Source organism: Arthrobacter sp. P1_D4, from assembly GCF_056406115.1.
Map to the genome: position 1 here is coordinate 23,425 of NZ_JBFUAU010000027.1, position 23,738 is coordinate 47,162.

General features: G+C 63.6%; 19 protein-coding genes. 14 read left to right on the plus strand and 5 right to left on the minus strand.

Translation table 11 applies throughout. From position 1 onward, the window contains the following. Positions 1-5: 5 nt before the first annotated feature. The gene (locus tag AC1D0A_RS20855; RefSeq protein ID WP_476946721.1) at positions 6-1,265 is read left to right on the plus strand and encodes a substrate-binding domain-containing protein; all 1,260 of its coding nucleotides are present in this window, start codon (positions 6-8) and stop codon (positions 1,263-1,265) included. Between the two features lie 453 nt (positions 1,266-1,718). On the opposite strand, the gene AC1D0A_RS20860 is transcribed toward AC1D0A_RS20855, so the two are convergent. Together AC1D0A_RS20860 and AC1D0A_RS20865 are read right to left on the minus strand one after the other, a co-directional pair. Then, positions 1,719-2,738, minus strand: a complete 1,020-nt coding sequence (locus tag AC1D0A_RS20860) for a dihydrodipicolinate synthase family protein (protein ID WP_459384515.1) — start codon at positions 2,736-2,738, stop codon at positions 1,719-1,721. A gap of 27 nt (positions 2,739-2,765) precedes the next feature. Further along, entirely contained in the window at positions 2,766-3,779 is a 1,014-nt protein-coding gene (locus tag AC1D0A_RS20865) for an ornithine cyclodeaminase family protein (RefSeq protein ID WP_230008245.1), read from the minus strand. 144 nt (positions 3,780-3,923) lie between these two features. Between AC1D0A_RS20865 and AC1D0A_RS20870 the strand changes: the two genes are divergently transcribed. The 10 genes from AC1D0A_RS20870 to hxlA all read left to right on the plus strand — a co-directional run bounded on the left by AC1D0A_RS20870 (position 3,924) and on the right by hxlA (position 14,947). Beyond that, on the plus strand, positions 3,924-5,300 hold the full coding sequence (locus AC1D0A_RS20870; RefSeq protein WP_476946722.1) for an aldehyde dehydrogenase family protein: 1,377 nt from the start codon (positions 3,924-3,926) through the stop codon (positions 5,298-5,300). Between the two features lie 106 nt (positions 5,301-5,406). After that, on the plus strand, positions 5,407-6,909 hold the full coding sequence (locus AC1D0A_RS20875) for a bifunctional 3-(3-hydroxy-phenyl)propionate/3-hydroxycinnamic acid hydroxylase (protein WP_476946723.1): 1,503 nt from the start codon (positions 5,407-5,409) through the stop codon (positions 6,907-6,909). A gap of 41 nt (positions 6,910-6,950) precedes the next feature. Next, positions 6,951-7,889 carry a VOC family protein gene (locus AC1D0A_RS20880; protein ID WP_476868224.1) on the plus strand — a complete coding sequence of 313 codons (939 nt, stop codon included), beginning with the start codon at positions 6,951-6,953 and terminating at the stop codon, positions 7,887-7,889. A 30-nt stretch (positions 7,890-7,919) separates the two neighbouring features. Then, positions 7,920-8,951, plus strand: coding sequence for a fumarylacetoacetate hydrolase family protein (locus AC1D0A_RS20885; protein ID WP_476944186.1), 1,032 nt, complete (start codon positions 7,920-7,922; stop codon positions 8,949-8,951). Then, complete coding sequence (locus tag AC1D0A_RS20890; RefSeq protein WP_476946724.1) at positions 8,948-9,799, plus strand: ABC transporter substrate-binding protein; 852 nt, start codon at positions 8,948-8,950, stop codon at positions 9,797-9,799. Before AC1D0A_RS20885 ends, AC1D0A_RS20890 begins: the two co-directional genes overlap by 4 nt. A gap of 89 nt (positions 9,800-9,888) precedes the next feature. After that, positions 9,889-10,905 (plus strand): fumarylacetoacetate hydrolase family protein, encoded by a 1,017-nt coding sequence (locus AC1D0A_RS20895; RefSeq protein WP_476858219.1) that lies wholly within the window; start codon positions 9,889-9,891, stop codon positions 10,903-10,905. Continuing rightward, positions 10,905-11,513: a cupin domain-containing protein gene (locus AC1D0A_RS20900; protein ID WP_476858218.1), complete on the plus strand. Its 609-nt coding sequence runs from the start codon at positions 10,905-10,907 to the stop codon at positions 11,511-11,513. The genes AC1D0A_RS20895 and AC1D0A_RS20900 overlap by 1 nt, the downstream gene beginning before the upstream one ends. After that, positions 11,510-13,480 carry an acetoacetate--CoA ligase gene (locus AC1D0A_RS20905; RefSeq protein WP_459384522.1) on the plus strand — a complete coding sequence of 657 codons (1,971 nt, stop codon included), beginning with the start codon at positions 11,510-11,512 and terminating at the stop codon, positions 13,478-13,480. Before AC1D0A_RS20900 ends, AC1D0A_RS20905 begins: the two co-directional genes overlap by 4 nt. Before the next feature lie 141 nt (positions 13,481-13,621). Further along, on the plus strand, positions 13,622-14,212 hold the full coding sequence (gene hxlB, locus AC1D0A_RS20910; RefSeq protein WP_476946725.1) for a 6-phospho-3-hexuloisomerase: 591 nt from the start codon (positions 13,622-13,624) through the stop codon (positions 14,210-14,212). Between the two features lie 111 nt (positions 14,213-14,323). After that, positions 14,324-14,947: a 3-hexulose-6-phosphate synthase gene (gene hxlA, locus AC1D0A_RS20915; protein ID WP_476946726.1), complete on the plus strand. Its 624-nt coding sequence runs from the start codon at positions 14,324-14,326 to the stop codon at positions 14,945-14,947. A 1,070-nt stretch (positions 14,948-16,017) separates the two neighbouring features. Here the strand turns inward: hxlA and AC1D0A_RS20920 are convergent. Continuing rightward, complete coding sequence (locus AC1D0A_RS20920; protein ID WP_476868230.1) at positions 16,018-16,941, minus strand: LysR substrate-binding domain-containing protein; 924 nt, start codon at positions 16,939-16,941, stop codon at positions 16,018-16,020. 134 nt (positions 16,942-17,075) lie between these two features. Between AC1D0A_RS20920 and AC1D0A_RS20925 the strand changes: the two genes are divergently transcribed. The 3 genes from AC1D0A_RS20925 to AC1D0A_RS20935 are packed head-to-tail and all read left to right on the plus strand — an operon-like array spanning position 17,076 to position 19,975. Further along, positions 17,076-18,371, plus strand: coding sequence for a cytochrome P450 (locus AC1D0A_RS20925; protein ID WP_476946727.1), 1,296 nt, complete (start codon positions 17,076-17,078; stop codon positions 18,369-18,371). Positions 18,372-18,397: 26 nt separating this feature from the next. Beyond that, positions 18,398-18,721, plus strand: a complete 324-nt coding sequence (locus tag AC1D0A_RS20930) for a 2Fe-2S iron-sulfur cluster-binding protein (RefSeq protein WP_028276580.1) — start codon at positions 18,398-18,400, stop codon at positions 18,719-18,721. A gap of 15 nt (positions 18,722-18,736) precedes the next feature. Next, positions 18,737-19,975 (plus strand): NAD(P)/FAD-dependent oxidoreductase, encoded by a 1,239-nt coding sequence (locus AC1D0A_RS20935; RefSeq protein ID WP_476946728.1) that lies wholly within the window; start codon positions 18,737-18,739, stop codon positions 19,973-19,975. Positions 19,976-20,207: 232 nt separating this feature from the next. Here AC1D0A_RS20935 and AC1D0A_RS20940 read toward each other — a convergent pair whose 3' ends face one another. Continuing rightward, positions 20,208-21,611, minus strand: a complete 1,404-nt coding sequence (locus tag AC1D0A_RS20940) for an MFS transporter (RefSeq protein ID WP_476946741.1) — start codon at positions 21,609-21,611, stop codon at positions 20,208-20,210. A gap of 616 nt (positions 21,612-22,227) precedes the next feature. Then, the gene (locus AC1D0A_RS20945) at positions 22,228-23,415 is read right to left on the minus strand and encodes an oxidoreductase (RefSeq protein WP_476868233.1); all 1,188 of its coding nucleotides are present in this window, start codon (positions 23,413-23,415) and stop codon (positions 22,228-22,230) included. Positions 23,416-23,738 lie beyond the last annotated feature (323 nt).

Sequence of the window (23,738 nt, forward strand, 5' to 3'; positions counted from 1 at the left end):
AAACCATGAAGAAGACGACCTTTTTCCCCCGCTTCTCGACGGTCGGCGCCGCGATTCTGGGGGCCGGCGCCCTCGTCCTGACGGGCTGCTCGGCATCGGCGCCAGCGGCCCCGGGCTCCTCCGGAGGGGCAACCCCCGCCAAGGTGTCGCCGGCGGCAGCCGGGACCTGCGGGTCGCTGCCTACGGGTAGGGCGAACGATCCGAACGGCCTGCTGTCCGGTTTGCCCAAGGAGATCGCCGCGGGCTACAACCTCTACCCCTACGAGATCCGGAAATCGGCATGGGCCGACTACAAGTCGAAGAAGACTGAGGGTTTCACGGCTGCGATCGTGGGCATGCCACCTGCCAGCCCCTTCATTGCCTCCATGTCGGAGGCGATCCGCACGAGCCTGAAGGCCAATGGTGTCAAGATCGTCGGCGACTTCGCCCCAGATGACCCGTCGAACGTGCCCCTGCAGCTTCAGCAGTTCAACGAAGCGCTCTCGCTCAAGCCGGACGTGATCATCTACACCGCCATCGCACCGGAGCCGTCCGTGGGCTTGGCAAAGGCCGCCCATGACGCCGGCATCCCGCTGGTTGCCGCCCAGGTGCCGATCGATTCCGAGTACGCCGTGAGTGTGACGAGGAATACCCCGCTCGCTATCGCCCAGGTCACCGCCGGCACCGTGGCGTCAATCGGGGGCAAGGGCAACGTCCTGCGCGTCGACGGCATCCCGGGCATCCCGGTCTCGACCTTCGCGGGCCTGGGCATCGACGCCGTCCTGGCTAACTGCCCGGAGGTCAAGGTCGCCGGGTCGGTCACCGGCTTCTTCCAACCGGCCACGGCCCAGGCGGAGGTCCAGAAGTTCCTTGCGACCCACCCTGCCGGGGTTGACGCCGTCTTGCAGGCCGGAACGATGGGCGTCGGCATCCGCAACGCCTTTGTGGAATCGGGCATGGAGGTGCCGCCGATCGCGGACGACGGGTCCAGCCAGGGATTCTCCTCCTGGGCGCTGGCAAACCCCGGCTACCCCTACTTCGGCACCACGACCCCGTCCGTGCGCACCGGTGAGGCAGTGGTCGATGTGGCCCTGCGCATCCTGAAGGGCGAGGGACCGAAGATCAACCAGATCGTTGAACCCTCGGTGATCGTCTCCCGGGAGAACCTCGCCAAGGTCGCGGACCCCTCGTGGGACCACAATGACCTGACAGACCTGGCCGGCGACCCGGCGGACTACCTGCCCACCGACCGGCTCAACGCATTCTTCTCAAACCCCGGCGCATAGGGGCGGTGCGAGTCATGAGCACGAGCGATGATCCTCCACCCGGCCTGCCGATGTCCGGGTGCCGGGTGCCGGGACCAACGCCGGGCCGGTGAACGACTCAACGCGTTCTTCGGATAATCCCGGGGCCTGACGCCGACGCAGGAGCACACTCATCACCGGTCCTGGACCGGAACCGAGGGCCTCTTCCGCCGGGTGGATGTCGAATCGACATCCACCCGCCGCTTGCCTGTTTGTAGTCCGTTTCGGCGGCCGACGCACGATCCCGTTCCCTGCGTCCTCTGATTTCGTCAAGGGTGGCCCGCGGTCGCCGGATCGGTTCCGGTGCTGCATCTAGTCATTCAAGGTCATTCAAGCCGTTTTCACGCGCAAAGAAGCCCCTTGGGACACTGAACCAGCATGCCGGTTCAGTGGTCCAAGGGGCTTTCCAATGCCGGCACTCCGCCGGACGGCCGCTTAGGGGCTGACGCGTCCGCGCAAGAATTCCGAGTCCGGGGAATCGGTGACGGGCAGTCCCGAGGCTTCCAGGCTTGCGCGCAGCTGCTTCATGAAGCGGTCGGGAAGTCTGACTGCCGGCGGGCGCAGGGCGCCGCCGTTGAAGCCGGAGAGCCACTCCTGGTACTTCCACTGGGTGCGGTTGATGGAACTGGTGCCCGGGGTGGAAGTGGACGATACAGCCATATTGGCGGCCCGGGCCGGCTGGACCTCCCAGTAGCGCTTCATGGCTTCTTCCCATTTGCCGGTGCGCGCCAGTTCGAAGGCCTTGGGGTAGTAGTCTCCCATCCAGTTCGTGTTCGCGGTGCCGGAGAACTGGACGTCCAAGACCGACATGAGGGGGATTATTTCGGCCTCGATGGGGCAGGAGATCACTACTTCATCGCGGAAGTGGTGGTACATCTCCATGACTCCGGGGATGCCCGGGTAGCCCTGTTCGGCCTTGATGGCGACGATGCTCGGCATCGCGTCGAGGACGCGGCGCACGAAGTCCACGCTCATGCCTGCGGGGTGGATGCGCTCGAAGCCCCAGGCGGGGAGCGGGAACAGCATGGTGGCCAGATCGGTTTCGTCGGTGAAACGCTTGGTGTAGTCGAACACCTCGTCGTACGAGGTCGGCCAGAACGATGAAGGGTAGGCCAGCAGCGCGCGGTCGGCGCCGGCCTTGGTAGCCAGGTTTGCCGCATGGATGTTTTCTTCCAGGGTGCCGAAGATTGCGTGGAAGAAGAGGGCGAAGTCCGGGCCGGCTGCTTCGCGGGCGATGGCTGTGATTCGGGCGTTCTCCTCCGGGGTGATATTCGCTTCGGCGATCAGCAGGGAACCCTTGTAGCCACGTTCCTTGAGCAGGAGGATGTCGTGGCGGATCGCGTTTTCGTTGATGGCAGAGAAGTCCGGGGTGAAGGACGGGTGCGTCACCGCGACGGTGCCGACGAAGTTCTCCCGGGCCCAGGAGCGGGCTTCGGATTTGGTGTATTCCACCATGTTGTTCTCCTTTATTATCAGTGGGGTCTATTTGCGGCTGGTGACGATGCCGACGGGCAGGACGGTGCCGATGCCCTCGGCGCGGGCGCGGTTAACGAGCATCTCGGCAACAACGATGTCCTGCAGGCCGGAACCGGTCGACTTGTAGATACGGATCCCGTGCTCCGCGTCGATGGCGGTTTCGCCGGTCAGGACGGCATTGAGTGTGACAATGAGCGAATCGACATCGACGCCGTGTGCCCGGGCCGCGATCATGTCCCCGCTGCCGTGCACGACCTCGTCACGGGTGTCCACCACGACGACCGCGGCGCGGGCGATCAGCTCCGCGGGCAGCTCGCGTTGTGCGGGGGTCGTGGAACCGATCGAGACCACCGCGGCGTTCGGGCCGACCCATTCGGCCAGCAGCGTAGGGGACTCGTCGCGGGAGCGTGCCGCGCACAGGATGAGATCCGCGCCTTCCGCGGCCTCGCGGGCCGAGCCGACAGCTCGTGCGGGTGCGCCGAACGTGCCGTCGAACTCGCGTGCAAAGGCCTCGCGGTTGGCAGGGGTCGGACTGAACACACGGATGTCGGCGAACTCAAGCAGGTGGGAAAAGGCTGTCAGGTGGGAACGCGCCTCAAAGCCGGAGCCGATCACACCGACGATCAGCGGCCGCTGCGGCACGATCGTGGAGGTGCCCACGGCAGTGGTCGCTGCGGTGCGCAGGCCGGTGACGCGATTTCCGTCCACGAGAGCCACCAGATCCGCGGTGTCCTTGTCGAAGAGTGAAATCAGATAGCTGACGCGCAGGCCGTCCGCGAAGGACCCGGCGATTGACTTTGCGCCGAACAGTTGGCCGTTGGGCGGCACCGAGGGCATGATCCGCAACCATTCGCGAGGTGTCTGGGCGAAGATCCTTCCCGGTGTGCCGCCCTCGTCGTCGGGGGCCTTGTAGGCGGTGCGGATGGCTTCGATCGCCCCGGCCCAGTCCGAAAGGCTGGCGACGTCGGCGTCGGTGAGAAAGAGCGGAAGATTGTTCGGTAACTCGCCATTGGTGCTCACGGGGGCACTCCTTGGATGTCGGGCAGCCGGTCCACGGGCTGCGGGCGTGGGTGGATTTACTGAGTAGACCCAAATAGTATCCGATACGAATCGTATCCTATATAGTCGTGACAGAGAACACGTCTCCAGGAAAGGATCCCAACCATGGCAATCGCAACCGTCAACCCGACCACCGGTTCGACCGAAATGATCATTGAGCCGCACTCGGCCGAGGAAGTCCAGGATCGCATCGCGGAAGCCGCCGAAGCGGCGCGGCTCCTGCGCGGCAGCACGTTCGCCCAGCGTGGGCAGTGGATGCTCGCCGCGGCGGACATCTTGGAGGGTCAGGCGGAGGGCCTGGGCGAATTGATCACCGTCGAGATGGGCAAGCCGATTGCGCAATCGATTGCCGAGGTGCACAAGTGCGTCAAGGCCATGCGTTTCTACGCCGAGCATGCCGGGGAATTCCTGGCCGATGCCCCGCTGGCGGACCCGTCAACTGTCGGCGCAACCCGCGCGTGGACTCGCTACGAACCGCTGGGCACCGTCCTGGCGGTCATGCCCTGGAACTACCCCCTCTGGCAGGTCATCCGGTTTGCGGCCCCGGCGCTTATGGCGGGCAACTCCGGCCTGCTCAAGCATGCCTCGAACGTGCCGCAGGCGGCGCTCTTCCTTGACACGCTCTTTGAGCGGGCAGGGTTCCCGCGCGGCTCCTTCCGCACTCTGCTGATCGGCGGCTCCGAGGTGGCCGGCGTCCTGGCCGATACGAGGGTCAAGGCGGTCACCTTGACGGGTTCCGAGCCGGCGGGGCGCTCCGTTGCCTCCATTGCCGGGGACCATGTGAAGAAGGCCGTGCTGGAGCTCGGTGGGTCGGACCCTTTCATTGTCATGCCCTCGGCGGACGTCTCGGCCGCGGCGGCGACCGCCGTGCGTGCGCGGATCAGCAACAACGGCCAGTCCTGTATTGCCGGCAAGCGCTTCATCGTGCACACCGAGGTCTATGACGCGTTCGCCGCCGAATTCGTGAAGCTGATGTCGGAGCTTGTCGTCGGGGACCCGCTGGATCCCGCGACCCAGGTAGGGCCCTTGGCCACCCTGTCAGGGCGCGATGAGCTGGCCGGGCTCGTTGAGGACGCCCGCGCCCTGGGTGCCCAGGTGCTGACCGGCGGGGTGACCCCCGGGGGCCCCGGCTTCTTTTACGCCCCCACGGTGCTCGCCGGGCTCAGCGACGGGATGCGGATCATCCAGGAGGAGACCTTTGGGCCCGTCGCCTCGCTCTATCGTGCGGCGGACCGCGAGGACGCCCTGCGGATCGCCAATCAGACCACCTTCGGGCTTTCCAGCGCGGTCTGGACCAGCGACGCCCAGGAAGAGGAATGGTTCACGGCCAATCTTGACGCCGGCGCGGTGTTCGTCAACGGCATGACCGTCTCGCACCAGGAGCTTCCGTTCGGCGGGATCAAGCGCTCCGGGTTCGGGCGTGAGCTCGCCGCGGACGGCATCCGGGAGTTCTGCAACCTCAAGACCGTCTGGAAGGCCTGAGTCGCAAGGCTAGACGCGCATTCAAGCCCACCCGTGCCCTTGTGCGGCTAAGTGATGCATGTTACTTTTTATTCGAAACGATACGTACTGAACTTGAAGGAGCAAGATGGCTAACGTCAACGTCGACGTGGTAGTGATCGGGGGAGGGCCTGTAGGAGTCACTGCGCTGGCCTTGCTGGGGCGCGCAGGTCTGACCGCCATCGGGGTGGAGCGTGATGTCCAGGTTTGGCCAACTGCCCGCGCCGTGCACTTTGATGGTGAAACCTTCCGCACCCTCCAATCGCTGGGAGTCGCCGAGCGCTTTGCCGAGGTAACTTTGCCGATGTCCTCCTTCCACATCGAGAACGAGGAGCGGGAAGTCCTGGTGTCCTTGCCCACGGGTCAGTTTGGCACCCAGGGTTGGCACGACGATCTCACCTTTCACCAACCGGACATCGAGGTCCTGCTGCGGGATGTCGTGGAAGAACTTCCCGGCGTCGAGCTCCGCCGAGGCACCAGCGTGCTCTCCGTGCGCAATGAGGGACCGGGCGTCGAGGTGGCGGTGCGTGGCTCCGACGGCGCGAAATCCTTAATTCGCGCCCGCTGGGCCATCGCAGCGGACGGGGCACGTTCACCAAGCCGCCAGGCGCTGGGCATCGAGTGCGAAAAGCTGGGCGAGGATGCACAGTGGCTTGTCGCGGACGGCATTTTGGAAGAAGGCCCCGGCCTGTCTTCCGACATGATCTTCCTGGGTCATCACACAAGGCCCGCCCTGTGGATCCGCCTCCCCGGCAAACGGGTGCGGATGGAGTTCATGTTGATGCCGGGGGACGACCCCGAGGAAATTGCCACCCCTGCGGGTGTGGAAAAGATCAGCCACGGCGTGCTGCCGACAGACAGATTCACTGCAGACCGGCTCGCTATTTATACCTTCCGTGGCCGCATCGCACGGCAGTGGCGCGCCGGGAACATCTTCCTGGCGGGGGACGCAGCCCACCAGGCGCCACCGCTTTTTGGTCAGGGCCTATGCGCCGGAATACGCGACGTGGCCAACCTGGTGTGGAAGCTCGATGCCGTCAAGCGCGGTGCGGCCGACGACAGCCTCCTTGACACCTACGAGAGTGAACGCATGCCGCATGCACGGTTCTGGGTCGAGCAGGCAACCCGGGCGGCGGGCTTCATGCAAACCACCGACGCCGACACCGCGAAGCAGCGTGACGCCTTCATCCGCGCAAACCCCGCCGCATCCGCACCGATCTCACCCGCGCTGGGCCCTGGCCTGCACGACGGCGGCACCGACGAACGCGCCGGCCGGCTCGGCATGCAGCCGATCCTCGCCGACGGGGTGCGCCTGGATGACATGGTGGGAAGCCGTTTCCTGGTGGCAACAACCCGCGAGCTCTATGCCGCGGTCCCGGCCCCACTGCGGGAACTACTTGAGGAACATGCCGACGTCGTGGTCCTGTTCGATCCGGCCAAGGTCGGCCAGATCCTTGCCGCCGCCGGCGCCCAGGCGGTCGTCGTTCGCCCGGACCGCTACATCCTGGGCCTCGGCGACACCCCCGAGGCCCTGGAGCGCCTCATCCGCAGCATTCCGCAGGCCGGCCACAACGTGCCGGCACGCATCTAAACCCACATCCGCGTCAAACGGACAGAACACAGGAGACCATCATGGCATTCAGCCCCATCACACACCTGAGGCACTTCGACATCGCGGTGCCCGACTACCAGAAGCAGGTTGAGTTCTACAAGAACCACTGGGGCCTCACCGAAATGGAGAACGACGGCGGCGTGACCTACTTCGCCGCCGAGGGATCCCCGGAACAGTATTCGGTCCGCGTGCGCGAGGCCGATGAGAAGCGCCTTGACATGGTCGCGTTCGGCGCGGCGGACAAGGCCTCGGTGGACCAGCTCGCCTCGGACCTCATTGCCAAGGGCGTGAAGCTCATTGGCGAACCCGATGACGTCAAGACCCTCGGTGGGGGATACGGCTTCCGCTTCTTCGACTTGGAGGGACGCACCATCGAGGTCTCCTCCGATGTTGAGGTGCGCAAGCACCGCAAGATCGAGGAACGCGAGGCGATCCCGGTGCGGCTCTCCCACGTGGTGCTCAACTCCCCGGAACCGGAAAAGATGCGCGCCTGGTATGAACAGCATCTGGGCTTCCGTCTCTCCGACACCCTGAACCACCCGCACATGGGCGACCTCTTCTACTTCATGCGCTGCAATGCACAACACCACTCCATAGCGATCTCCCGCGGTCCGCATGCCTCGCTGCAGCACGCGTCCTTCGAGCTGCGCGGCATCGACGAGTACATGCGCGGAAGCGGCAAGCTGCTGCGGTCCGGGTTCAAGAAAATCTGGGGCCCTGGCCGCCACAAGGCCGGGGACAACACCTTCACCTACTTCCACGATCCCAACGGGAACACCATGGAATACACCACCGAGCTGGATTCGGTGGATGAGGATACCTGGCATCCAAGCATCTTTGACACGCGCGACCCCGAGACCTCCGACCAATGGGGAACCGGCGGCGACATGGACGAATTCATCGCCCGCGAAATGTTCAACGACCGCGACAAGGGCCTGTACGTGGCCCCACCGGTATAGCGGCAGTAGACAATGACTAATGGAGGATTCATGGAAGAGGCACGCGTGAACGGATTCATGCTGGGCACTTTCGAGGACGGCGGGGAGGAGTTTCCCGGTGTGGTCTTCGGCGACGACGTCGTTGACCTGCGCACAGTGGTGCCGGGAATCGGGCGGATCGGGGACCTGTTCGCTGACTGGGATGCGCACCTGGACGCCCTCGAGGCCATCGACCCGGCAGCGGCGGGCGCACGCCCGCTCGACGGGCTGCGGGTGCTGCCGCCGGTGCAGCCGGTGGGCACCATCATCGCCGCGGGGGCGAACTACCGTGAGCACGTCCTGCAGATGAGTGTGGCCCACAAGCTCGGCAAGGAAGGCGCCGATGCGGCGCAACTGGCCGCCGACGCCGCAGCCGAAATCGACGAGCGCGGCCGGACGGGCGACCCCTACGTCTGGACCGGGATCCCCTCGGCGGTCTGCGGCGCCTACGATGACGTGAAGTTGCCGGATGTCGGCGGAAACGTCGACTGGGAACTGGAGCTTGGCGTGGTCATCGGCCGCAGGGCGCACCGGGTCGCGGCCGAAGACGCTTTCGACTACGTGGCCGGGTATACGATCGTCAACGACATCACGGCGCGCACGCTCGTACCGCGCAACGACATCGCGATGATGGGCACCGACTGGTTCCGTGCCAAGAACCAGCCGACGTTCTTCCCCACCGGCCCCTACGTGGTGCCGAAGCGGTTCGTCCCGGATCCTGCGAAGCTCCGCATCCGCTTGAGCCTCAACGGCACGCTGATGCAGGATGCCTTGGCCGATGACCTGCTCTTCGACATCCCGAGCCTGATCGCCTACGCCTCCTCGGTGGCCGTGCTGCTGCCCGGCGATGTCCTCATCACCGGTTCGCCTGCGGGCAACGGTTCGCATTGGGGCCGTTACCTGAGGGACGGCGACGTGATGGAGGCGGAAATCTCTGGTCTCGGCATCCAGCGTTCAACGGTCCGTGGGCCTAGCGGGCAGTTGCCTCCCTGGTATGTGGATCGCCCGGACGCGGTCGCCGCGGCCGGCGGGGCCGCCCCGTGATCCTGCGTCAAAGCCACTTCGTTCCGCCGGTGTCCTATCTGCTGGCGGCCGAGCTGGGATTTCTGCGCGGTGTTGAGGTGCTGCCCACCCGGACGCCCTCGAGCGCGGAGCAGCTGCGGGCCCTGCTTGCCGGGGAGCAGGACATGGTGGTCACGGCTATCGACAACCTGTTCGAATGGACCCGGGCCGGCGCCGACGTGCGCCTGGTTGCCCAGGTCGAGCAGACCACGCAGCTGGGCATCCATGCAGGCGGTGACGTGGAATCCCTCGCGGACCTGGCCGGGTGCCGGTTCGCCGTGGACGCCCCCGACAACGGTTTCGCGCTCATCGCCAAGCACCTGCTACGGGACGCCGGCGTCGAGGTCGACTACGTGGTGGTGGGCGGCGTTCGCGAACGCTTGGACGCGCTGCTCGGCGGCCAAGTGGACGCGACCCTGCTCGGGCCGCCGTTCGACAAACTGGCCGAAAAGGCCGGGATGCGGCGCGTGGTGGACGTCAATGCCCTGCTGCCGGAACTGCCGGGCCAAGGCCTGGTGGTCCGCGCCGAGCTTCTCGCTTCCGCAGAGCTGGAACGCTACCTGGGCGCTTTGGTGCGCGGGGTGGCGGCCGGAGAGTCGATGACCGACGCGGAGGGAATCGAGTTGCTTGAACGCTGCGGCTACCAGGCGGCGGCCACGGCGGCCTGGGGCGCGCGCGCCCGCACGCTTGCGGTGGATCAGCGCGGACTTGGACTGCTGACCGGGATCCGTCGAAGCCTGGGCATGCTTCCGCCGGACATCGGGCTGGAGGAGCTCTGCGACGGCGAACCACTCCTGAGGGCCACCCGGGCCGCCACGGTCGGTAACTGAGCGTCACCCCCACGAACTTGTCTATTGCAACCCCACCAACCCAATGCGATACTGTACGTATCGTATGTTTGATGTCCAAAGGAGCAACCATGAAACTGGGACGTATAGCAGTGCCCACGCCCGACGGCGAGCAGATTCGACTCGTCGCGGCCCAGCCGGAGCAGGGCCGGGTTATTGACCTTGCCCGCGCCTATGCCTTGACGTTGCAGCGCAAGGCTGCCGAGCCCGAGCGCGCCCGGGCTCTCGCCCTGGCGGTGCTTCCCGGAAGCCTGGCGGCGGGAATCGGCGGAGGCGCCGTATTCCTGGACGCCGCACACGCTGCGCTTGCCGCGGCCGACGACGCTTCGCTTGCCATCGATGAGGTCTCGTGGCGGGCGGCGGTCGACGCCCCGGTCATTCGCGACGGGCTGACCTTCGAGCAGCACATCCAGAACTTCCACCGCATTGTCGCCAAGGCACAGCCGGCAAGGTCGATCTACGAGCGTCCGGGGTATTTCAAGGGCACTACGGCCATGTCCTATGGCCACAACCAGGTTCTGCCCTACCCCGACTTCACCGAAGCCCTCGACTGGGAACTCGAGGTCGGCTACGTCGTGGGCAAGTCCGGAAGCGACCTGACCCCGGACACGGCGCTGGACCACCTCTTTGGCATCACCGTCTTCAACGACTTCAGCGCACGCGATATCCAAGGCGCGGAAATGGCGATCGGCATGGGCCCGCAGAAGTGCAAGGACTTCGGCTACGGCATTGGCCCCTGGGTCACCACCATGGACGAAATCGATTCCATCGAGGGACTGCGCGGCCAGGTCCGCGTCAACGGGGAGGTGCTCTCCGACACCAAGGTCGAGGACTTTGTCTACACCCCCGCAGAGCTGCTGGCCTACGTCTCGATCTCCGACCGCCTGCAGCCGGGCGACATCATTGGATCGGGCACGATGGGCTTCGGCGCCGGCGTTGAAATCGGAAAGTTCCTGAAGCCCGGCGACGTCATTGAACTCGAGCTCGAAGGCGTCGGCACGTTGCGCACACCGATCTCCACCGAACGCCAGAAGGCTCCCTGGTGGCCCGAGCCGCGCACCTACCCGCACGAAGAATGGGTGGTCTGATGACCCGCCCCCCAGTACGCCGCATCGTCACCGGGCACGACGACCAGGGACGCGCCATCATCCTCTCGGACGGTGCCGCGCCCAACCACTGGTCCTCGGAAGTGATTCCGGGATTCGGTGCCACCGTGCCCTGGCTGACCGCGGCCGGACGCATCGACCACGTCACCGACGCGGACCCGGCCGCGGCCGACGCCGAGATTCCCAGCTTCCCCGCTGCCGGCGAGACGATCCTGCGCATTGCAGACTTCCCGCCGGACGCCGTCTATCCGGACGAGGCGGGTTCGGTGATCTTTAGCGAGCTCGACGGGCACGACGAGGCCGAAGCAGGCGCCGAGCACAGCGGCTCCAAGCACTTCTGGTTCCATCGCACCGACTCGCTGGACTACGCTGTCGTGCTCGAGGGCGAGATCACGCTGCTGGTCGACGAGGGTGAGGCAACCATGCGCGCCGGCGACGTGGCCGTGCAACGCGCCACCAGCCACGCGTGGTCCAATCGCACCGACCGCACGGCCCGGGTCCTTTTTGTGTTGATCGGAACCGAGCCCCTCACAGCATCCCAGATCGCCGAGCGACGCAGGGAAGCTTCCCGGCCCTTGGAGAGCGCATGATCCTCAACGCCCACGCCGCAGACGGCGAAGTGATCTGGGAGCCCGACCTCGAACGCAGCGCGGAGACCGGCATCGGGCAATTCGCCGCCTTCCTGGGCCGGCAAGGCATTGATGTCAGTGCAGGCTACGACGAGCTCTGGCAGTGGTCGGTGGATGAGCCGGAACAGTTCTGGGAACTCTTTGCCCGGTTTGCGGGAGTCGAGTTCGGCGGTACGGCAGGACCGGTCTGCACCACTGACGCCATGCCGCACACGCGGTGGTTTCCGGGACGCACCCTCAATTTCGCCCGGCACCTGCTGCAGGGCCACGAAGGAATTGCGCTGGTGGGCATCGCCGAGGACGGGACGCGCGAAGAGGTCACCTGGGACGCGCTGAGGCGCGAGGTGGCATCCCTCGCCGCGCACCTTCGGGACCGCGGGGTGGGCCACGGGGACCGGGTCGTCGGAATCCTTCCGAATGTTGCCGAAGCCGTCGTCGGGCTGCTCGCCACTGCCACTATCGGTGCTATTTGGTCCGTCTGCGCCCCTGAGTTCGGCCCGGGTGCGATCGTTTCGCGGTTCGCCCAGCTCGGTCCAAAGGTCGTCATCGCCGCGCCGGGCTACCGGCTCGGCGGGAAAGACCGGGACCGCCGTGGGGAGCTGGGGGAGATCTTCGCTCAACTTCCCACCCTCGAGCACATCATCTGGGTGGGGCGGCATACATCTGTCCCGAGTGTCCCAACCCGGGTTCCGGCCGTGGACTGGGCCCAGGCCGTGGCCGAACCGGCGGAGCTCGTCTTCGAGGACGTCGAGTTCAGCCACCCGCTGTGGGTCCTGTTCTCCTCCGGGACAACGGGCATTCCCAAGGGCATCGTGCACGGGCACGGCGGGGCGCTTCTTGAGGAAATGAAGATGCTCCTCATCCACTCCGACCTGCGGCCCGGGGACCGCTATCTCAACGTGGCCTCTACGAGCTGGGTGCTGTGGAACGCGCTCGTCTCCGCACTGGGGGTGGGGGCGACGGCGGTACTCGTCGACGGAAACCCCACCTTCCCGTCCATCGACCGGGTGTGGCAGATTGCCGCAGCCGAGCAGGTCGCGGTCCTCGGTGTGGGTGCGGGATTTGTACATGCCTGCGCGAAGGCGGCTCTGGTACCGATGCGCGACCACGACCTGGACGCCCTGAATTCCCTTCAGGTCACTGGATCGCCGCTTTCGGCCGACGGTTATCGCTGGGTCTACGGCAATGTGGGTGACATCTGGTTGAGTTCGATGAGTGGTGGCACCGACATCGCCTCCATCTTCGTGGGAGGATCCCCGACATTGCCGGTCCATGTCGGCTACATCCAGGCTCCGGCCCTCGGAGTGCGCGTGGAGTCGTGGGATGAAGCCGGCAATCCCACCCGGGGCAAGGGCGAACTGGTAGTGACCAGGGCAATGCCCTCGATGCCGCTGAGCTTCTGGGGAGACGATGGCAGCAGGTACCACGAGAGCTACTTCGCGATGTACCCGGGGGTGTGGCGGCACGGGGACTACATCGAGTTCACGCACCGGGGCATCCTCATCCACGGCCGTTCCGACTCGACCCTCAACCGCAACGGGCTGCGGCTCGGTTCGGCAGACATCTACACGGTGGTCGAATCGCTGCCGGAAGTCGCCGAGGCCCTGGTTGTCGGTGCGGAACTGGGCACTGACTACTACATGCCGCTGTTCGTCCACCTGGCCGACGGTGCCAATCCGGACGTGACCCAAGAGGCGATCACAAGATCAATCCGTGAGAACCTCTCCGTCCGATACCTGCCTGACGAGATTGTCTTCATGCCCGGAATTCCGCATACCCGCACCGGAAAGAAGCTGGAAGTCCCCATCAAGCGGCTTCTGCAAGGAGCGCGGCTGGAAACGGTCGCGGATCTCGGGTCGGTGGATGATCCCGTGCTGTTGGAAGAATATGCCCGGTTTGCCCTTGAACGGCAGACGATATCACCGTAGGCGGCACCGCTACTGGCTTCCGACAGGTTCGGCCCGCCGTAATGGGTGGTGGGCGCCGGGACGTATCGAGGATAAGACATCCAGCGACTCAACGGCTGGCTAAATACGGCTCACCCCGTCAAAGGAGAGACATTGGGAACCATGCCAACAGCAACACCTGTCAGTCAAAAAACCGCGGGCGCCATCGGCCACAGCCTCACTCTGATCCGGGGCGAGGTTGGAGAGACGGCAGACTGCATCAATGAACAGGAACTTGCTCACCTGGCCACCCATCTCACCACCGTTAACCGGGTGTTCGTTGCAGGGGCAGGCCGCAGTGGACTGGTTCTCAGGATGGCCGCTATGCGGCTGATGCATCTCGGCCTCACGGTCCACATCGCAGGGGACGCCACCACTCCTGCAATCCGCGCCGGGGATCTGCTGGTGGTGGCCTCTGGATCCGGAACAACCTCAAGCGTGGTGAAGGCGGCAGAAACTGCGGCAAAGGCCGGTGCAAAGGTGGCCGCATTCACTGCCAACACAAACTCCCCACTGGCTGCAGTATCCGACGTGCTCGTGGTTATCCCGGCCCCGCAGAAAGCCGACCACCAATCGGGTGCGTCTCGGCAATATTCCGGAAGCCTCTTCGAACAGGTGCTATTCCTCGCCACCGAAGCGGTGTTCCAAGCCCTCTGGGAGGAAACCAGCATTTCTGCCGAACAGCTCTGGACCCGGCACGCCAATCTCGAATAGCAGGACTCAGGATGGCGACGATGGAGGCGACGACTGATGCAGCGGAAACACCCGTCAACAACGCACCCCTGAATTCCTTTTGCCCAACATTTCCTAAAGAAAGAGCCGATCATGAAACTCCAAGTTGCAATGGACCTCCTCACCGTCGAAGACGCCCTCGAATTGGCCGCCAAAGTAGCCGAATACGTGGACATCATCGAACTCGGAACACCCCTGATAAAGGCTGCAGGCCTCTCCGCTGTCACCGCCATCAAGAATGCCCACCCCGACAAAATCGTTTTCGCTGACATGAAGACCATGGACGCCGGAGAATTGGAGGCCGACATCGCCTTCAAAGCCGGCGCCGACCTGGTATCAGTCTTGGGCAGTGCAGACGACTCGACCATCGCCGGCGCCGTGAAAGCCGCCCGTGCGCACGGCAAAGGCATCGTTGTGGACCTCATTGGGATATCCAATAAAGTCTCCCGCGCCAAGGAAGCGCGTGCCCTTGGCGCCAAGTTCGTGGAATTCCACGCCGGCCTTGATGAGCAGTCACAGCCCGGCTATGACCTCAAGGGGCTCCTGGCCGCCGGCGAAGAAGCGCGCGTCCCCTTCTCAGTAGCCGGAGGAGTAAACCTCTCGACGATCAACGCTGTCCAGCGGGCAGGGGCGGACGTGGCCGTAGCGGGCGGCTCAATCTACGGAGCCGCGGATCCCAGCCTGGCCGCCAAAGAACTGAAGGCCGCCATCATCTGACGCTTCCTTTCCATCACCTGCGGCGGCCGCACGTGCAAGACGTGCGGCCCTGAGCCCAGGCGACGGCGTCGAGGTGTGTCTGGGGGATCTCCAGTACGCCGGATGGGTAGACGCGGTCGGAGACCGCGGGCATCTGATTTGGGTGATCGAGAACGGAACGGCTGACCGCCGGCTGTTCCTGCGCGGGGATGGCGTCACACTATGTCCCATCTGACGCTACTCCCCAACCCGAATCCGACCAGATCCGCGGTACACGATCAAAGCCCTTCCCTCCCGGAATATTCGGAAGAGTGGCGCGAGGTGTCCACTGCTGACCCAAATCTTGTCGACAAGTTACTGAACGAGGCTGAGTCGTCGCTCGTCGAAGTGGCTCTGAGCCGCCGGCCCGCCGGCATTTTGGTCACCCGCCATCACGCAGGCCGGTACGTTCTAGAACTCAGTGAAGAAGTGCCGTTCGGGGAATCCCGGGAGCGGTCCGCCTGGTAAGAGAGCGTTCCTGCTTCCGGAACCACGTGGTCATTATCCAGGCGTCCACTCGAGAGCCAGCACGCAACGCAGCCTGATCCTAGGAGCAGACCGGCGAGCACTGTTGGGGCCCAGAAGAAACCGCACCTTCGGGCTGATAGCCGCCAGCCAGAACCTCGGCGCCCTTGACGCAGCGCGGGGGAGCAGATGGGCCAGCAGGCAACGGGCGGGCCACCGACACCCACACCCGCCCAGACAGGATCAGGAATTGCTTTCGAATTCATCGATCGTTATGCGCCCGCCGAGACGTGGAATTCGTCCTCGCGGCGGGCAGGGCGTTTGAGGATCTCGCTGCGATAGCGCGCAAACGGGAGGACTGGGCCACCAAGCGATCAAGCCACCCAATAGACGCACGCCCTTCGAGAAGGTCTCGAATCGATGTCGGTGATTACCCCTGGGAGGTCGGCTGACTGACCTACTGATGCTGAGGACGTCTCCAAACTTCGCCGGGCTCGAGCCCGCGCAGAGGATCTCACTGTTGAGTCCGTCCAGGAATGGGGCGGGCGCCGACCCTTGCTCGTGATTCTTGTGGCACCCGGCGGTCGCTATTCGGGTTCAATGGCGTCCAGGACCTCGACTGCATATTGGATGACAGCCAGTGCCCGGGCAGTCAGCATCGTTTCTTTGGGCCAAACTGCAACAACAGAGGTCTGGCCGGCGCGGGGACGAAGGTGCCTGGTCACGAGTCCCTTGCCCTCGCTGGAAACCGGGATCTGATTCGGCCGCGACATCAAGAGGCTGTAGCCGAGCCCCCGCCCGACCATCGCCCGGACAAGATCAATTTGCGGGACTACTGCACCCACGTTTGGCTTGAGCCCACGCTGAGCGAACATCAACTGCGTATATTCCGTACTGGGGGCCGTGTTGAGCATGATGAGTGGCTTGGCCGACAGATCAGCGAGATCCACATCATCTTCTTCAGCAAGTGAATCGTTGGCCCCCAGAACGGCCATGACTTCGGTCTTGTAGATGACCCTGCGCTCAACGTCCGCTGGCAAGCCAATGTCATAGACGATGGCCGTGTCCAGGGTTCCATCTTCAAGCGCCGGCAACAGGTCAGAGTGGTCCCCTACCGTGATGCTGATTTCGACCTTGGGGTGCAGGCTCGCCACGCCCTCAAGCACGGCGGGCAGGACGTTGCTTGCCAGGCCCGTATAGCAGCCCAGCGACACCGGCCCCTTCAGCTCGCCGCGGATCTCACCCAATCCTTCTGCCAGCGCACTGGCCTCTCGAAGCAGCTCCCTGGCCCGCTTCGCGAAGTGGCGCCCAGTCGGCGTCAGGTGCATGCCCCGGGCCTTCCTCCGGATGCACAGTTGTTCCCCCAACGCTGCCTCCAGCTCGCTGACGGCATGCGAAAGCGCGGATTCGGAGATGTGAAGCTGTTGCGCCGCGGATCCCAGGGTGGTGTGTTCCGGCAGCGCGGCGAAGAGCTCGAGCTGACGAAACGTGAATTTCGGCACGAAAATCACTTCTCCTAAAGAATCGAAATACTTCCGCTGATATTCGCAGTTTACTAGAGAAATATTGCCTGTGACACTGATTACACAAAGAAGTGCCAGCAGGACCGGCTACACAACGACGTGCCAGTAGGAGTAAGACAACAATGACGACACCAGCCGCACAGTGCCCCTACCACGGGAACTCGGAGACCCGAAGCGATGACGCGGCCTCGGTGCCCGGCAGCAGCGATCAAGCTCGCACCACCGCTTCGCAGGACGCCGTCGACTACGCCGTGGCTGACTGGGTTGACGTGGCTGAACTTGCATCGAATCCCTACCCGACCTATGCCCGGCTGCGGGCAGAGTCGCCGGTCGCCTGGGTTCCGCAGCTTAACAAGTTCCTCGTCACCAACTACGCCGGCTGCCACACGGTGGAACAGGACCAGGAGATCTTCAGCGCCAACGTTTCCGGCGCCACGATGACCCGGGCCATCGGTGCCCAGCCGATGCTGCGCAAGGATGATCCGGAGCATTCAGTAGACCGGGCACCGGTAAATCCTGTGCTTCGTCCCAAGTCCATCAAGGAAGTCTGGGGCCCGGTCTTTGAGCGCAACGCCGAAACCTACCTTGAGAATGTCGCCGAGCTTGGCCCAGAGGAGGCGGACCTCAACCGGGACTATGCCGCCCCTGTGGCCTCGCAGAACCTCATCGACCTGCTGGGGCTGAAGGATGTATCAGTGGAGCAGGTCCGCCGCTGGTCCCACGACTTCATCGCGGGCATGGGCAACGTCCTGGACGATCAGTCGATCTGGGACCGGTGTGACGCTTCGACCGCGGAGGCCGATGCTTTACTCAAGGAACTGATCCCCTACTACCGGCAGAATCCGGATGCCTCGATGGTGTCCGCGTTCGCAAACAGCGGGCTGCCAACATCCAACGTTGCAGCGAATGTCAAGCTGACCATCTCCGGCGGAATGAACGAGCCCCAACACATGGTCACCAACATGGTCTGGGCCCTCAGCAACCACCACGAACAGCGGGCGCAGGTCCTCGCCGACCCCTCGTTGTGGGCGTCGGTGTTTGACGAAGCCGTCAGGTGGCAATCACCGATCGGCATGTACCCGCGCCAAACGACCCGGGAAACCGTCCTGGAAGGGGTCCGGATCCCCGCAGGCGCCGGGATCGGCGTTGTCGTTGCATCCGCCAACCACGACGCCGCCCACTTCGGCGCCTCTGCAGCAGACTTTGATATCCACCGGCCAAAGCGCCCCCACCTCGCTTTCGGCAGCGGCGTCCACCTCTGCGCCGGGCACTGGGCCGCAAAGACCTCCATCGGTCAGATTGCCGTACCGATGGCCTACAAGCGCTTCCCAGGGCTTCGCGTAGACGAACGGCGGAATGAAAGCTGGGACGGCTGGGTCTTCCGCGGCCTGACCAGCCTTCCCGTCACCTGGAACTAAGAGCACCCCGAATACAAGGAGCAACGATGCCCACCGTCACCTACACCCAGCCAAACGGCACCCAGCAAACCCTCCAGGTCGAGGAAGGCACAACACTGATGCGCGCCGCCGTCAGCAACGGCATTGACGGCATCATCGGCGAGTGCGGAGGGCAGGCCATGTGCGCCACATGCCACGTCTACGTGCGGCCGGAATATGCCGAGGCGCTGCCCGAGATCAGCGACGACGAAGACGAAATGCTCGACTGCGCCACCGCGGAGCGGATGGACAGCTCACGGCTGGGCTGCCAGATCAAAATCGACGCAGAACTCACAGGGATTGTCGTCGACATCCCTGCCGGCCAACTCTAGAAGCGGGGCAATGACATGAGCGTTGTCATCATTGGCGGCGGACAGGCCGGCCTACAGGTCGCCGATACATTGCGGACCGAGGGGTACGGGGGCGAGATCCATGTGATCGCCGAGGAATCCGGACTGCCCTACCAGCGCCCGCCGCTGTCCAAGGACTACCTGGCCCCGGGCCAGGAGCCGGCTCCCTTGCCGCTGCGCGGAGCTTCCTTTTTCGTGGACAAGAACGTCACACTCCATGAAGGCGCCCAGGCACTCGCCATCGACCGGGCGGAACGGAAGGTCAAGCTCACCGAAGGTTCACTCGACTACGACCACCTCGTCTTCGCGACCGGTGCCCGAAACAGGATGCTGAACTGCCCGGGCGCATCCCTGTCCGGCATCCATGGACTGAAAACCCTGACAGATGCAGAAGCGCTGCACACGGCGCTGCCCACCGCCCGCAATATCGTCATCATCGGTGCCGGATTCATCGGACTGGAATTCGCCGCCGCCGCCCTGGCCCACGGATGCGACGTGACCGTACTGGAATTCGCGCCTCGCCCGATGGGACGTGCACTGACCCCCGTCATGGGTGAGTGGTTCGCAGCCGCCCACCGTTCACAAGGCGTCGACCTGCGCCTCGGCGAAGGCATTGACCGCTTCGAGCCCGGCGCGGATGGCCGCGTCGGAGCCGCAGTGTCCACCACAGGGGCTTCCTATCCTGCTGATCTGGTCCTCGTGGGCATCGGCGTTCAGCCCAACGACACCCTGGCCTCGGACGCCGGCCTCGAAACCAGCAACGGCATCGTTGTCGATGAAACGCTGCGCACAGCGGACCCTGCCGTTCTGGCGATCGGCGACTGCGCCAGTTTCCCCAGCGCACACGCCCAGGTCCGTCTGCGTCTGGAGTCGGTCCAGAATGCCACCGATCAGGCCCGTCATGCCGCACGCACGGTCCTAGGGGCTAACCACCCGTACACGGAGCTGCCTTGGTTCTGGTCCACACAGGGCCCATACCGGCTGCAGATGGCAGGGCTCGCACGACCCGATGACGACACGCTGGTCCTGGGTGACCAGGCGGCAGCTAAGTTCTCCGTCCTCTGCTTCAGGGACGGCGTCCTCACGGCTGTGGAATCGGTCAACGCGCCCGCGGACCATATGGCCGCCCGCAAACTACTCGCCGCCGGCACGGGCATCACCCGCGACCAGGCAGAAACCGAGGGGTTCACCCTGAAGGCTGTCGCAAGCACCCAGTTAGTCCCAGTAGTCGCCTGACAGGGATTACCCGTCTCCGCCCCGACAAATCCCCCCGTGATCATGGTGATGATCCCGATTTCAAGGGAGAAGAATTTTGTCAGCACAAAGAAGTGCCGCGCCCCTGTGATGTGGGCGCCGCTCGTGGCCGCAATGAGTTGAACTGGCTGTTTTCGGGGGTGTGTACATTGTGCACATTTTGGGTGTCGGATCGGGCCTCAGCGACCCGTCATGAAACCCCCGGGCTAGGGTCTCAGAGCTTTTCGCCGTTGGGTGCCGCCACCAAGAAGGAGACGAGGCAGGCTGCGGCTGCAATGCCGACGGAAACCCATAACGCGGGAGCATAGCCGACGGAAGCCGCCTGGGCGGCGAATGGTTGCACAAGCACGACGCCGAGACCGGCGCCAGTGCCGAAACTGGCACCATTAAGGCCGGGCAGTGCCGCGGGGGCCTCCCTGGGGGACAACACGACAGAGAGCCCGTTAAGACTTGTAAAGAGAAAGCCTGTGTAGGAAATGCCAAGGGCGGCAACAGCGAAAATAATCACAAAGAGATTGTCGGAGAAAGCCGCTGCGACAATGCCGAAGGCCAGACTGAAGCCTGCTCCGAGCCGCAGGGTTAGGAGCCACCCGCGGCGGTCGGCGATCCAACCGGCCAGGGGGGCAGTGCAAACGCCGAGCAGAGCTGGCGGGGCCAGGAACAGCAAGGCCGCAAGGGAGGGATTTAGTCCGAAGCCATGTTGGAGGTCCTGGCTAAGAACCACCACGGTGAAATTAAGCATGGCGAACATGCCGGCGAGGGCGAGCAGGCTGGTAGCGATAACAGGCCAGAACTGCCGGGAACGCAGGTAGTGGACGGCGATAAGGGGGTGCCTGCGCCTCTTTTCTATAGCCCAGAAAGCCGCGAAAGTGACCACTGTTCCGACAAGAAGTGCCAGTGAGATCGGAGACGTCCATCCCATGGAGGAACCTTCAGAAACGAAATATGTCAGGAATATCAGGAACACGGAGAGGGAGCCGGCACCCGACCAATCCATGCTGCCGCTCACGCCTTGAGGCCGGCCTTGAGGGACAACCTTTAGGATGCACACGGCAGCGATTGCTGCCACGACCAGCACCACGACGAAAATTGATCTGAAGCCGAGGGCTTCGGTCAGGAGTCCACCGGCGAAGCCGTCCAGACCGCCGACTCCACCGCTGATCGCTGCCACAATACCCAGCGATACCCCAAAGACTCTCGCGTTCAGGTTTTCGTTGAGGACGATGTAGGCCAGGGTGAACATGGCGCCGCCTGCTCCCTGCAGGATTCTTCCCATAACGAGCAGGGGCAACGTCGGAGCCACTATGCCCAGGATGGTGCCGGCAACAACGGTGCCGAGGGCTACAAGCATGGCGGCACGGCGACCGATGAAGTCGCTCCAACGTCCGATGACGGGCACTGCAATTGCGGCGGAGAGAAAGAACATCGATTGAAGGGGTGCCGCGCCGGCCGGTCCCTCACCGAAGGCGGCGGCCATCTGAGGAAGTGCCGGCGTGACCATGCTGGCGGTCAGCTGAAAGGTCACCGTGGCCACGATCAGGGTAGAAATCAACCTTGTCGCACGCCAGCCGTCGATCTTATGTTGTTCAGAACTTGTGCTGGGATCTGTGGTTGAGATGTTCACATAAAACTCCTTTGTGATGCCGGGGATCCGGCGTGCGGCAGCAAGCCGCTGAATATTGTGATGTCGGGACCTACCTGAAAAAATTGGCACCACGAGTGGGCAAGCGCCCTGAGAGCATGCCCTTGGTCTAGGAACACCAGCTTCAAGGCCGGAAGTTTTGCCTGCTCCACGGAGTTGGTCGCTCAAGAAGTTAGCGTCTCCCAGAACCGCCGGGACTGGGCGGTGATGTGGTAGGGGATAACAGCTGCCGCCGCGGATTCTGTCGGCGCGGTGACGTTACTGCTCGCGTCCGGAAAACTTGATCAGGGATGACAGTGTGATCTGTGATCCGATGAGCGGCGATAGCCTGAAGCTTGCCGGCAGATAGTCGGTATAGTCCTTGAACGGTGCTTGTGTCAGCCAAGCCCCTGCTATCCATATCTGCTCTGGACTCGGACCTGTGAAGGCAGCCCTTCGGGAGAGCGCCTACCACATCGGTGCCGGTATTTGCATGGCTGAGCAGACCGGTCAGTTCGGATGAAGCACGCGCAACGGGTCTTCGTGGTTACCCATCACGAACGCTCAGACGTTGCCACGGCTTAGGATGCTCGCCGTCGCGAACGGCTCTGCCTTAGACGGTCTTTCTCGACTGGTCCACGAGTTGACCTTCGTGCACGTAGGATTCATATGCTTCGCTGAGATCGACATACTTGCGAAAATTCCGGAGGTCAGACAACTGGTTGTTACGAACGCGAGCAACGAAGTCAGTATTCGCGATTTGCGCCCGGCCTACGCCAATAAAGTCGAAGTCAGCTGCTGTGAGGCCGCGTCGGACCCGAGCCAGGTCCTGCTCGACCTGAAGCTCGGGTTCCTGATCATCGAAAATGTCCTGGGCGAGATCCGTACTTAGGCCGACACTGCCGATGGCGATGACCGGGACGGTAGTCATGGTCTTCACCCACGAAGCCAGGCTGCGCTCTGGGTCTAATTCAGGCCATGCCGGGGCATCAAACCGGCGTGTGGATACGTGGAACAGGTTCACTCCGGCTCGCTCAAGGCGCTGGATGAATGGACGGAGGTCATCTGGATGATCAGCGATCCTGGCACCGTAGTCCACTTCCTTCCACTGTGAGAACCGGAATGAAATTATGAAGTCTGCCCCTGTTGCCTCACGAATGGCAGCTACGATCTCCTCAGGAAAGCGTGCGCGCTCGACTAAGGTCGCCCCGCCATATTCATCTTCGCGCTTATTCGTTTCATGCCAAAGAAAGAGGTCCAATAGGTATCCGTGGGCGCCATGGACTTCGATGCCGTCCGCTCCTACCTCTTGGGCGATAATGGCGCTCTGCACATATGCTGCCTTTGTGTCTTCGAGGTCCTGACTGGTCATCGCTAAGCCGTTAATGCGACCCTCCTGAACTAAGCCGGAGGGGCTTAGTGAGGGGTAATTCGGAAAAGGATTTGGGATTCCATCGACTACTAGCCGCAAAGCGCCGGGATGCCATAGTTGCATAAGAAATACCGCGCCTGTTGCCGTTACGGCCTTCGCGACGCGACGCCAACCCTCTGCGGTCTCTTGGCCGATGATGCCGAAAACGGGCTGCCAGTAGGCCGCAGGATGATCTGGTGCTGCCCCTTCGGCGATTATTAGACCTGCGCCATCTTCGGCACACTTTCGCAGGGTATCTGCCATGCCAAGGGTCGGCGCATAATCACGCGTTTTCCGTTGCATCGCTGGCAGTACAAAACGATTACGAATCCATTTCTTATTTACCAGTAACGGTGAGAATAGTGGATCCGGATTACATTTTTCTGACATTTATGGCACCTCTCCGTTGAGTGTGGCTCGAATTCCTCACACTTTACTCACGGCTTCATTGGTCCACAATTAGGCACATTTTTGTTCCCATGCGATGCAAGACTGTTTTTGAAGCAGCTCCCACCCCTGTTCCTCTGCTCGCCTACCGGAGGTTATGTCCTCTACTTGCAGGTCAGCGGGGCGGGTCGTCCCATGGCTGCATGTCTGGACAGGCCGGTTTTTAGGCCGCCAAATGCAAACACTGCTTTGTAACGGAGACCTTGGGGGTGGTCCAGCACCATCGCGTGCCGGACCCCGCGTGAGTCAGACAGACGGGCTCCGTT